The 11,597-nt window shown below is 36.8% G+C and carries 9 protein-coding genes and 1 pseudogene; 6 read left to right on the top strand and 4 right to left on the bottom strand.

Going from position 1 to position 11,597, the window contains the following annotated elements:
- Positions 1–20: 20 nt before the first annotated feature.
- Entirely contained in the window at positions 21–767 is a 747-nt protein-coding gene (locus H8B04_RS14265) for a 3-keto-disaccharide hydrolase (protein WP_165291827.1), read from the bottom strand.
- A gap of 60 nt (positions 768–827) precedes the next feature.
- On the opposite strand from H8B04_RS14265, the gene folB reads away from it, so the two are divergent.
- Complete coding sequence (gene folB / locus H8B04_RS14260; RefSeq protein WP_165291828.1) at positions 828–1,190, top strand: dihydroneopterin aldolase; 363 nt, start codon at positions 828–830, stop codon at positions 1,188–1,190.
- Between the two features lie 211 nt (positions 1,191–1,401).
- Entirely contained in the window at positions 1,402–1,845 is a 444-nt protein-coding gene (locus H8B04_RS14255) for an Hsp20/alpha crystallin family protein (protein WP_165291829.1), read from the top strand.
- Positions 1,846–1,904: 59 nt separating this feature from the next.
- On the opposite strand, the gene H8B04_RS14250 is transcribed toward H8B04_RS14255, so the two are convergent.
- Positions 1,905–4,088: a DUF4954 family protein gene (locus H8B04_RS14250; protein WP_190302781.1), complete on the bottom strand. Its 2,184-nt coding sequence runs from the start codon at positions 4,086–4,088 to the stop codon at positions 1,905–1,907.
- A gap of 3 nt (positions 4,089–4,091) precedes the next feature.
- Positions 4,092–5,933: a glutamine--fructose-6-phosphate transaminase (isomerizing) gene (glmS, locus tag H8B04_RS14245; RefSeq protein ID WP_190302780.1), complete on the bottom strand. Its 1,842-nt coding sequence runs from the start codon at positions 5,931–5,933 to the stop codon at positions 4,092–4,094.
- Positions 5,934–6,169: 236 nt separating this feature from the next.
- Between glmS and H8B04_RS14240 the strand changes: the two genes are divergently transcribed.
- From H8B04_RS14240 to H8B04_RS14225, 4 genes are read left to right on the top strand one after another with little or no spacing between them, the layout of a single operon-like run.
- Positions 6,170–7,156: a DNA topoisomerase IB gene (locus H8B04_RS14240; RefSeq protein ID WP_165291832.1), complete on the top strand. Its 987-nt coding sequence runs from the start codon at positions 6,170–6,172 to the stop codon at positions 7,154–7,156.
- Positions 7,157–7,167: 11 nt separating this feature from the next.
- Positions 7,168–7,950, top strand: a complete 783-nt coding sequence (gene ku / locus H8B04_RS14235; RefSeq protein ID WP_165291833.1) for a non-homologous end joining protein Ku — start codon at positions 7,168–7,170, stop codon at positions 7,948–7,950.
- A 14-nt stretch (positions 7,951–7,964) separates the two neighbouring features.
- Positions 7,965–10,520, top strand: coding sequence for a DNA ligase D (gene ligD, locus H8B04_RS14230; RefSeq protein WP_190302779.1), 2,556 nt, complete (start codon positions 7,965–7,967; stop codon positions 10,518–10,520).
- A gap of 9 nt (positions 10,521–10,529) precedes the next feature.
- Complete coding sequence (locus H8B04_RS14225; RefSeq protein ID WP_165291835.1) at positions 10,530–11,180, top strand: DUF421 domain-containing protein; 651 nt, start codon at positions 10,530–10,532, stop codon at positions 11,178–11,180.
- A gap of 185 nt (positions 11,181–11,365) precedes the next feature.
- On the opposite strand, the pseudogene H8B04_RS17565 reads toward H8B04_RS14225, so the two are convergent.
- Positions 11,366–11,597: pseudogene (locus H8B04_RS17565) on the bottom strand (IS110 family transposase); the annotation flags it as partial.

Raw genomic sequence — 11,597 nt, 5'->3', positions numbered from 1 at the left:
ACACTATTGTTTAATTTATTTTACAAAGGTCGAATCCAAATATTTCTAAAACTCACTAAATCACCGTGGTCTTGCAGAATAAGTGGGCCAGCGCCATGAGGAATAACCTGAGGCATTCCAATATATTCTGTTGTTCCTTCGATTTGTGTATTATATTGCACCACTACACCATTATGAAGTACGGTCACAGTACCTTTCTTGATTAAAATATTGTCCTTGTTAAAACGTGGAGCAGTGTATAGAATGTCGTACGTATGCCACTCACCAGCTGGTTTTACAGCGGATACTAGGGGTTGTCTTTGCTTATAAATTGAACCAGCTTGTCCATTGACATAAGTTGGATTGTTGTCATTGTCCAAAACCTGCAATTCATATTTTCCTTGTAAAAATATACCACTATTTCCGCGACCTTGTCCTTGTCCTTTTATTATATCTGGACTTTTCCATTCGATATGTAATTGAAAATCTTCAAATTCTTGTTTGGTTTGAATATCTCCGCTACCGGGTTTTACGGTTAATATACCATCTTTAATGGTCCATGGAGCATCGGTATTTGAATTCTTAGTGCTAACCCATTGTTTCAAATCCGTGCCATCAAATAGCACAATAGCATCGCTGGGTGCTTTGTTTGGCGTAGTATGTACTACTTTGGATTTAGGTTCATAAAATTCCGTGTCCTGAGGTTGAAATTTTGTTTGAGCAGAAAGAAATGGCGTGCAGGCCAAATTGAAAAGAATAAATAAAGTAAGTTTAGAATGATGTTTCATAAGTTTTAAGTTTATGTAATAAATATAAGGAAAAACCCCAAAATTGCTTATTTTTAGATTATGATTACACAAAAAGTAGCCCTGAAGGATGTGCGTTTTTATTCGCCTATTGGGTTTTATGAGGAGGAGCAGGTTTTAGGAAATGAGTTTTACATAAATTTGGAAGTATTATTTCCTTTCGAAAATTCGGATGCCGAGGATTTAAAGAATACAATTAATTATGAAGAGCTATATCAAATTCTGTTGGATGTAATGCGACCAAAACGTAAGTTATTGGAATCCGCTTTAGAGGATATTTTGGATATTGTTCTAAAAAAATATGCTTTTGCTCAAGAAGTAAATGTTTCTATTCGCAAAGTTAACCCTCCTTTTGGCGGAGATTTAGCCAATTCTGAAGTTTCGTTGGCTTACAAAAGAGATTAATCAAACATTACATACATTTTCAAAATGCCTTTTATGCTGTAAAAGGCATTTTTTATTTCTTTTAAGTGTCATTTTGTCTTCTTTAAATAATTATTTGTGACTTTTTGTCTTGAATTGTGCAATGGTACAGAAGTTGAATAATCCTTTGTGTAAATAATTATAAAAGATTAAAAATAGTATAAGCATAAAATTTAAATTGGAGGATTATACAATGGCATTACTTAAATTCCCTACTAAAGCAGTAAATACAGACGTGGTTAACCCATTCGTAAATAGTGTATTTGATAACTTATTTAACGATTCATTTATCACTGACCGTTTAGTAACTCGTATTCCAGCAGTTAATATTACGGAATTAGAAAAATCATTTGAAGTTGAATTAGCTGCTCCAGGTTTGGAAAAAGCTGATTTTAAAATCAATGTAGATAAAAATATTATTTCTATCTCGGTTGAAAAATCAGAAGAAAACATCACGGAAGAGAAATTATATAGCAAAAAAGAATTTAGCTACAACTCTTTCACAAGATCTTTCACTTTGCCTGATACCGTTGATTATAGTAATATCGACGCTTCTTACGAAAATGGTATTTTGAAAGTGAAAATCGGAAAAAAAGAAGATGCAATAATTGCAAAAAGATTAATAGAAGTAAAGTAGTTTAATATTTAGGTTTTGGTTAGTTTATGAAAATCCCCTCGCTAGAGGGGGTTTTTGTTTTATGAATTTGCAAGTATATTCAGGAAAATATTGGCTTTTTCTTTATAAGAATCTAACACTTTTTTCTCCTCTTTTATAAAAGAATTGTCTTCTAAACGGCCGATGACGACGTTCATTTCTTCTTCATTTTCGTATACCATGCTACGGAATGGATTGTCATAATCTTTTTTGCGGGATTTGTAGATTTCATCATAAATCCACTGCTGCGTAGCAATGCTTTCTTCTATCAATTTTTGTAGAAAAGTAATATCCCATTGCTCGATTGGATTTTGTGTTAATTCTGCCAAAGAAGATAGCGCATGTGCAAATTTTTCTTCTTTGTAATCTGCGCTCCATTGATGGTATTGATGATGTATTTCTTGCCAATTGCTGAATTTATCGGCTTTGATATCTTCCAATAATTGCTGAAGGTCTTCCTTTGCTACAATTTGTCCTCCTAAATTTTCAAAATCTTTTCTCTTCGAATTTTTATAGCTATGAATCTTGCTTAGAATATCATCAGCCAAGGAATTTTCCAAATCAAGATGTTCCAAAATTTGTGTAGCGGCATAATGATGTATCAGCTTTTTAAAAAGATTATAGCTTTCGCGAGCCTTTAGCAATACCACTTTGCGCTTCGAATTTTCTACATTTTCCAAATAGATATCTTGACTAATTTTAATTTGATTGTCTAATAAAATCTTTTTCCCTTCAGCTTTCGAACTCGCCCAATTTGGATAAATAGATTTGCCAACCGCTTCTTCAATGATGTCTAAAGACTCAAAAATTTCATTTATCGTATCAGGCGCCAATACATCGTATTCTAAATATTGATTTTTCATCGTGCGACGATCGCGTGCAACGAATTTTTTTGAATTTCGAATTACCGCGTACATATTGTACAAAAACCAATATCCTGGTACGATAATCAGCCTATCGTTTTGAACATCTGTACTGATTAAGGAAAAAGGAATTTTAATGTTTAATTCATACAAGAAATCACCTTTCACGATAAGTGAGTAAGAAGCAAATTTCGAGTTGTGTTTTAAACTTACGCATAGCCCAGGCCAAAAACCTCGTTTCGCAATAATTTCTCCATCGGCCGAACGGGAATTATGATTAGAGCCAATAGTTGCTCCCGCCGCCATATTGCTTTGTCCCATAACGAGTGCGGCACAAAGAAAAGAATTGTTATGGTGCTGCTCATGTGCAGGAAACAACAGGGAATTTAATACTTCGCAACATGAAATCGTGGAATTGTCACCCAAAAACGAGTTGATCAAGCGCGCGCCATACTTCAGTTGGGAAAATGATGATAAAATAAAACGTACAGCTTTGACACCATAGAAAATTCGACAGCCATAGCCCACGATTCCATTGACAATTTCACAACCTTCACCGATTTGGGTGAAAGCCGTTTCAGTGGAATGAATAGTAACGTTTTTAAGTTTATTTACGCCTTTGATATACGCATAGTCTCCTATTATTACATCGTTAATCATGTTGCTGTTTTTGATCACAACTTGATTACCGATTTCGCTATAATAACCTCCTTTTGTAGAAAAAGCCGAGGACGTTATTTCCTTAAACTTATTTTGCAGAGCTATGTCGTGACGATTACGTGTCCAAATGTACGCATCCGTGGCTTGCATTCCATCAAAAGGTAGAATAGGGCGGGCGCCATTTTCATTACACAGCTCTATCCAAATTCTTTTGTCTTCGGATTCATCTTCTTTTATTATTCCATTCCCAAACTTAGCGTTCTTACTGGTTTCCATGTCATTTATATTCAGAAGAATAACTTCATCTCCTGTAATGTAATTTGACATATAACGCACATGGTGAATAGCATTGTCGTCACCAATTTCGCAATTGATGATTTGACTATTGTATATACCTGCTGGTAATTTTAGATCCTTGTAGTCCAAATAAAATGGCGAGATATTCCCAATTCTCACATTGCCATAAAACTTAGAATTCTTTATTTGATTGGGATTAAAAGTATCAGTAACCAAAATATTCTCCCAGTTGGGAGAATAATTCTGGTTTTGGAGTAAGGTTGATACCTCGGTATCCGATAAATTACGATATAACTTATTTAGTTTTTTTTTATTGGACTCTAGATGATATTTGTTATTAAAGTTTCCCTCATTAACCCAATCATGGCCCAGTTTTTCTAATGGCAGTTTGTTTACTTTCCCCATTTCTTATTCTACTGTTACTGATTTTGCTAAATTTCTAGGTCTATCTACATCTATTTGACGTTCGATACCCACGTAATAGGAAAGTACTTGTAATGGAATAACCGCCAAAATTGGGGCAATCATTTCATGGCTAGCTGGGATTTTAATATGTTCGTCCGAAAGACTGATTGCTAATTGGTCATCTTCTGTCACCACAGAAATTAGTTTTCCCGAACGCGCTTTGATTTCCTGCATATTGCTAACGATTTTTTCATGGACTCTGTCTTTTGTTGCTATAAAAACAACAGGTAGCGTTTCGTCAACCAAAGCAATTGGTCCGTGTTTCATCTCAGCTGCTGGATAACCTTCTGCATGGATATAAGAAATTTCTTTCAGCTTCAAGGCACCTTCTAAAGCGATAGGGAAGTTATAACCTCTTCCAAGGAACAAGAAATCCGTCGCGTTCTGATATTTTTTAGCAATAACTTTAATGTCTTCAACTGTGGAATCCAGAATATATTTTACTTTATCTGGAACCTCGCTAAGTTCTTTAGACAATTGTTTTCTTAATTCTTCAGAAGCTGATTGTTTAAATTCAGCCAATTTTATAGCGAACAATAACAGTACAGTCAATTGTGCTGAAAAAGCTTTGGTACTGGCTACACCGATTTCAGGTCCAGCATGCGTGTATATTCCTGCATCTGAAACACGCGCAATTGACGAACCCACCACATTCACTATACCAAAAATTGTCGCTCCTTGCGCTTTAGCATTCTCTAAAGCCACCAAGGTGTCTGCTGTCTCACCACTTTGCGAAATAGCAATGATAATATCTTCCGGAGTAATAATTGGATTTCGGTATCGGAACTCTGAAGCGTATTCTACTTCGACATTCACACGACACAATTCCTCAATCCAGTACTCAGCCAATAATCCGGCATGCCAACTCGTACCGCATGCAACAATAATGACTCTTTTAGCGGCGATTAATTTTTCCTTGATAGTGTCTAATCCACTCAATGTAATATTTAAGCTCTCTGGATCCAATCTTCCACGTAATGAATCAAAAATTGCTTGTGGTTGTTCATGAATTTCTTTGATCATGAAATGCTCGTATCCGCCTTTTTCGATAGCTGCTAATTCCAAATCCAGCTTTTGCACATAAGGCGTGAGCGTTTCATTGCCTAGATTCTTAAGGATAAGTTGATCAGGATTGATTATAGCAAGTTCATAATCGTTGATATAAACGACCTCTTTGGTATATTCCAGCATTGGCGATGCATCAGAACCAAGAAAATGTTCTCCCTTACCAATTCCGACTACCAAAGGACTTCCTTTGCGAGCAGCAAATAAGGTATCAGGATGTTCTTTTGAAAGGATAAGAATCACATAAGCACCAGTAACTCTTTTTAAGGCAATACGTATAGCTTCTTCCAGTGAACAATTATTGTTGATATAAATATCTTCAATGAAGTTCAATAAGACTTCCGAATCTGTTTCACTATTGAAATGGTAGCCTTTTTGTAATAATTCTTCCTTAAGAGAAGCATAGTTTTCAATGATACCATTGTGAACTAAAGCAAGATTGCCAGAATTTGAATAATGAGGATGCGCATTTGCATCTGAAGGAACTCCGTGAGTGGCCCATCTAGTGTGCCCAATTCCCAAAGTCGAGTGTGTATTTTGAGTTCTGAAAGCTTCTTCTAAAGCTGCTACTTTTCCAGTTTTTTTTACGATTTGAAGTTCGTTAGTCTTGTGAAGTGCAATTCCGGCACTATCATATCCACGATATTCTAGTTTTTTTAAACCTCCAATAAGATATGGATATGCTTGATTGTGCCCTACATAGCCAACAATTCCGCACATATTTTTTTAGTTAAGTCTTAGTTAATAGGTAAAGCAAATATATGCAAACGCAACCGATTGTTTAAGGTGTTTTTCCCGTTTTTAATTAATAAAATTTTTATTAAGATTTTAAATTTATTGAAAAATACTCAATGAAGGTTCTTGACTACAATCTGAATTATTTACCTCCCTTCTTCAGAACTTTTTGGAGTTTCAATAGTTATACCCAAGTAGACTTAAATATTTACATCATATCAATGAAATATTTTCGAAAAAGAATCGGTAAAGGCTTTTCTTATACAGATGAGGAAGGGAATAAGATAACGGATGAAAAACTTCTTTCGTTCTTCCAGTCCTTGGTAATTCCCCCAGCATGGACTAAGGTAGAAATCAATGCTTCGCCTCGTGCTAAAGTAAGAGCTACAGGATTTGATGCCAAAGGCCGAAAACAATATATCTACAATAGCAATTTTAGGCTTCGACAGGAACAAAAGAAGTTTGACCGTATCCTACAATTTGCAAATCAATTGCCTCATATGCGTGCGGTGACGGGTCAGCATCTTCGTAAGCGCAAATTAGATCGCAATAAGGTATTGGCTTGTATGGTGAGGTTGTTGGATGTTGCTTTTTTTAGACCGGGTAGCGATGTGTATGCCAAGCAAAATAAAAGTTATGGACTGACGACTTTACGATCCAAGCATCTGAAAATCGAAGCGGATAAACTTTATTTTAATTATATAGGTAAGGCTGCACAAAAGCAGGAAAAATTAATTGTTGACGCGCAATTGGCAAAAATTGTTCGAGATATTGACGATTTACCTGGGTATGAGATTTTCAAATTTATTGATGAAGAGGGACAGATTCAGGATGTTAAAAGCCAGCATCTCAATGAATATATCCGAGAGGTGATGGGACCTGAATTTTCAGCTAAAGACTTTCGGACTTGGGCAGGCACAGTGATTGCAGCTATGAGTTTAGATGAATTGGGTGCTACCGAAAAAGCGGATCAACGCAAACTAAGCAAAAATATTAAGCAGGCTGTAGTAGCAGTAAGTGAGCGATTGGGAAATACACCAGCCATAGCGCGTAAATCGTATATCGATCCGCGCATTATTGATAATTATACGAAGGGTAAAACTTTGTGCTACTTCAAAAAAGAAGTGGATAGATTGCTAAAGAAAAGTGAGAATCTATCCGTAGAGGAGTTGGGTGTGCTGTGTCTGCTTAAACGACGATTAAATTAATAGAAAATAGTATGAGAGCAATTTGGAATGGGGCTATAGGTTTTGGATTGGTAAATATTCCAATCAAGATATATTCGGCTACGGAGTCAAGTACGCTGGATCTGGATATGCTGGACAAGAAAGATTTACACAATATTCGTTACAAACGTGTCAATGAAGAGACAGGGAAGGAAGTGGCTTGGGAAAATATTGTGAAAGGGTATAAAATCGAGGATAAATATATTGTGTTGGAAGATGAGGATTTTGAGGCTGCTAGCCCTGAAAAGTCGAAAATTATTTCCATCACCCAATTTGTGAAAGAAGCTGATATTGATTCCGCATTATTCGAAACACCTTATTTTTTGGAGCCTCAAAAAAATGGTGAAGCTGCTTATAATTTATTGCTAAGAGCTTTATTAAAAACCAAAATGGGAGGCATAGGTTCTTTCGTGATGCGGGAACGGGAAATTTTGGCCTTAATTCGTCCATATGACGATAAGATTTTAATGTTGAATCGTATGCGTTATCCGGAGGAAATGCGAAGCTATGATGATTTGAATATTCCAACGCGTAAGGCTGCTCCTAAAGCAGCAGAGTTGAAATTAGCTGAATCGCTAATTAAATCTTTGGCCAAACCTTTTGAGCCTAAGGATTATACGGATACCTATAATGAAAAGTTGCTGAAGATCATTAAACAAAAAGCAAAAGGTAAAAAAGTAAAAGTTTCGGCTGTAAAAGAACCAGATGCAAAAGCATCAGATTTGATGGCGATGCTGAAAGCCAGTTTGGACAAAGGAAAGAAAAACGCAGGTTAGTAAAGGAGATTAACATGGGGTTAGAGGTTTATAATCAAAAGCGAAATTTCAAGGAGACGGCGGAACCGGAAGGCAAGAAGTCTCGTAAAAGCAAAAAACTGCAGTTTGTGGTACAGCGCCATGCGGCTTCGCGTTTGCACTATGATTTTCGGTTGGAGGTAGATGGTGTGCTCAAAAGTTGGGCTGTGCCCAAAGGTCCTTCACTCAATCCCAATGACAAGCGACTAGCGATGATGGTCGAGGATCATCCCTATGCGTACCGAACTTTTGAAGGAACTATTCCAAAAGGAAATTATGGTGCGGGAGAAGTGGAAATTTGGGATAAAGGCTATTATGAACCATTAAATAAATCCAAGGGGACATCTGCAGATAAGTTAATGCAGCAGGAAATAGAAGATGGTTCGGTGAAAGTCGTACTTTATGGGGATAAATTACAGGGGGAATTTGCCTTGGTCAAAATAAAAAATGGCGATCAGGACAATGCGTGGTTGCTTATCAAACACAAAGATGAGCATGCTGTTACCAAAAAATATGATGCTGAAAAGAATATCGATCCTGACTCTAAAGTAACTGCCTATTTGGAGAGTAAAAAAAAAAGTAAGTCCAAAGGAAAAGAAAAAGTAATCTCTATATCAAGCAAACCAAGCGCTACTGCTAAAGAAAGAAAGCTTCCTGAAACTATTGTACCGATGCTATGTAAAGTGGCAGATAAACCATTTGATAGTGAGGAATGGGCTTTTGAAATAAAATGGGATGGTTATCGCGCCATTGCGGATTTACGCGGTGACAAAGTCAAATTATATTCCCGCAACGGCTTAGACTTTGCGCGTAAATTTCCCAAAATAGCCAATGCCCTAAAACTACAATCTTACGAGATGGTTTTAGATGGTGAGGTGGTCGCTTATGATTCGCAAGGAAAGCCCAGTTTTCAGCGTATTCAGCATCTTGAAGAAGACGATCAAAAGGCTGTTATTTATCAGGTTTTTGATTTACTCTGGCTCAATGGACATTCTACGCAAGAGCTGACTTATTTGCAACGCAAAGAATTGTTAAGCGAAGCTTTGGTTGCCAATGAGGTCGTGCAATACCATGATTTTGTATTAGAAAATGGTAAAGCTTTCTTTAAAGAAGCCAAAAATCTAGGTTTAGAAGGAATTATTGCCAAAAAGGTGGATTCTTACTACGCTCCGAATGTCCGAAGTTCGGAATGGTTGAAAATTAAAGTACAGCAAACCGAAGAAGCACTAATTTGTGGCTTCACCGAAGCGAAAGGTTCGCGAAGTAAGTTTGGATCGTTAATCTTGGGGAAATATTTAGATAATGAACTTGTGTTTTGTGGACATGTTGGAACGGGTTTCACCGAAAAGAAATTAAAAGATTTGCACAGTCTTATGCTGCCTTTAGTTCGTAAAACGTCGCCTTTTAAAAAGGTTCCAAAAACCAACGGAAAAACGACTTGGATAAAGCCCGAACTTATTGCTGAAATAAAATTTACGGAACTCACCCGAGACTTGGTATATAGACATCCGGTATTCTTACATCTAAGAGAGGATAAAGGTGTGGAGGAAATCTATTTTTCACCTGAAGACAAAAAGGAAGCCGCTAAAAATACATCACCTATGCATACAGCAACAGCTACATCTTCGATTGGCAAAAAGGATTTGACTAAAACTATCGGCGGTCAAAAGCTCAAATTGACCAATCAGGATAAAATTTACTTTCCAGAACTGGAAATCACCAAAGGTATGGTCATTGACTATTACCAAAGTATGGCTAAATATATACTGCCTCATCTAAAAGATCGTCCACAATCTTTAAATCGCTTTCCGAATGGGATTAATGGCATGAGTTTTTATCAAAAAGATGCGGCTGAAGAGACGCCGAGTTGGATACCCACACAAGAAGTCTTTTCAGAAAGTACGGATAAGTATATTGATTACATTGTCTGCAACGATAAGGCTGCTTTGGCTTACCTCAATAATCTAGGCTGCATAGAAATGAATCCTTGGATAAGTAAAATATCCAATATGGATAAGCCCTCTTATCTCGTACTGGATTTAGATCCTTTGGATAATAATACGTTTGATGACGTGATAGAAACGGCACAGGCTGTAAAATATATTTTGGATCAAGGTAAAATCGAAGGATATCCAAAGACCTCAGGCAGTACGGGAATGCATATTTACATTCCAATGAATGGAAAGTATACGTATGATCAGGTTAAAGATTTTGGGCATGTATTGATGCAGATGGTGCAAATAAAATTACCTAAACTGACCACACTGGAAAGAAGTTTGCAAAAGCGGGATAAAAACAAAATATACCTCGATTATTTACAGAATCGCCGTGGCCAAACCTTGGCTAGTGTATATAGCCTTCGTCCGAAAAAGGATGCTACAGTTTCGATGCCTTTGGCTTGGGAAGAAGTAAAGCTGGGTATGAGACCCGCTGATTTTAATCTCTTCAATGCGTTGGAACGGGTTGAAGAAAAAGGAGATTTATTTAAGCCTGTTTTGGGAAAAGGAGTCGATATTTTGAAAGCGATTAAACTGCTGGAATATTCCGAATAAAATGTGATTATGGAACCGAAGTTTTTATTGGAAATTTTGTACCGCACTGGTATTATGTTTCTGGTTATTTTGCTGGTGCTTCGCTTATCCGGAAGGCGAGGGGTTCGGCAATTAACTTTATTTGAAGTCGCTATTATTTTGGGAATGGGTTCAGCTGCAGGTGACCCCATGTTTCAGGAAGAGGTTCCGCTATTGTACGGTATCACTGTATTATTTACCATAGTCCTACTTTATAAAGGGATAACTTGGATTAGTTCGCATTGGAAATTTCTGCACGAACTATTGGAAGGTAAATCCATGGTTATTGTTAAGGATGGGGAGTTTGATATCAAGCATGAAACCGATGCGGACTTTTCCCAAATGGAATTTTTCGCTGAACTACGTAATCAATCCGTCGAACATTTAGGACAAGTTCGTTACGCCTTATTAGAAACCGATGCTACCTTAAGTATTCTGTACTATTCGGATTATGAAGTAAAATATGGTCTGCCTTTATTTCCGGATAAATATAAAGCCATCAAAGCTTTACCTGTGGACCAACCCTGCGCTTGCATGTTTTGTGGTAGAGTAGAAGAAGAGCTTGCCTCTGTTGATTCGGTATGTCCCCGCTGTCACCACAAAGAATGGGCTTTAGCGCTGAATACAAAACGAATCTCCTAGATTTAAAAATTCTTATATACTGACCTATTTAGCCCTTCATCTCGACGAAAGGGGAGATGTCTAGGTTATATACATTTTAAGAGTACAATTTTTAGATTTCTCTCTTCGCTGCGCTACGTTCGAAATGAACTGTGTTTAAATCCAAATAAAAATTTAAAATTCACTAAAATAATATTCTGTATATTTTAGCCATAGCCAAATTGAGCTTTATAAGGTTCACCTGATTTAGCTATTGCAAATACTTGTTTAATAAGCTTATTTACCGCCGCTATTAGAGCTACGCGATAAGGTTATAGTTTTCAAACATCCCAAATCCATCTGTAGCAATAATCAACATAGAAACACTTCGTGGACCTATACCTGGCACACTCCTGATATTACCAGCCATTTTTGCGTAGTGCTGCTTTATCAAACCTT

Origin of the sequence: Sphingobacterium litopenaei, from assembly GCF_014692495.1 — a bacterium.
Classification (GTDB): domain Bacteria; phylum Bacteroidota; class Bacteroidia; order Sphingobacteriales; family Sphingobacteriaceae; genus Sphingobacterium; species Sphingobacterium litopenaei.
The sequence above is the reverse complement of the archived record's forward strand: the minus strand, read 5'-3'. Positions and strand labels throughout refer to the sequence as shown.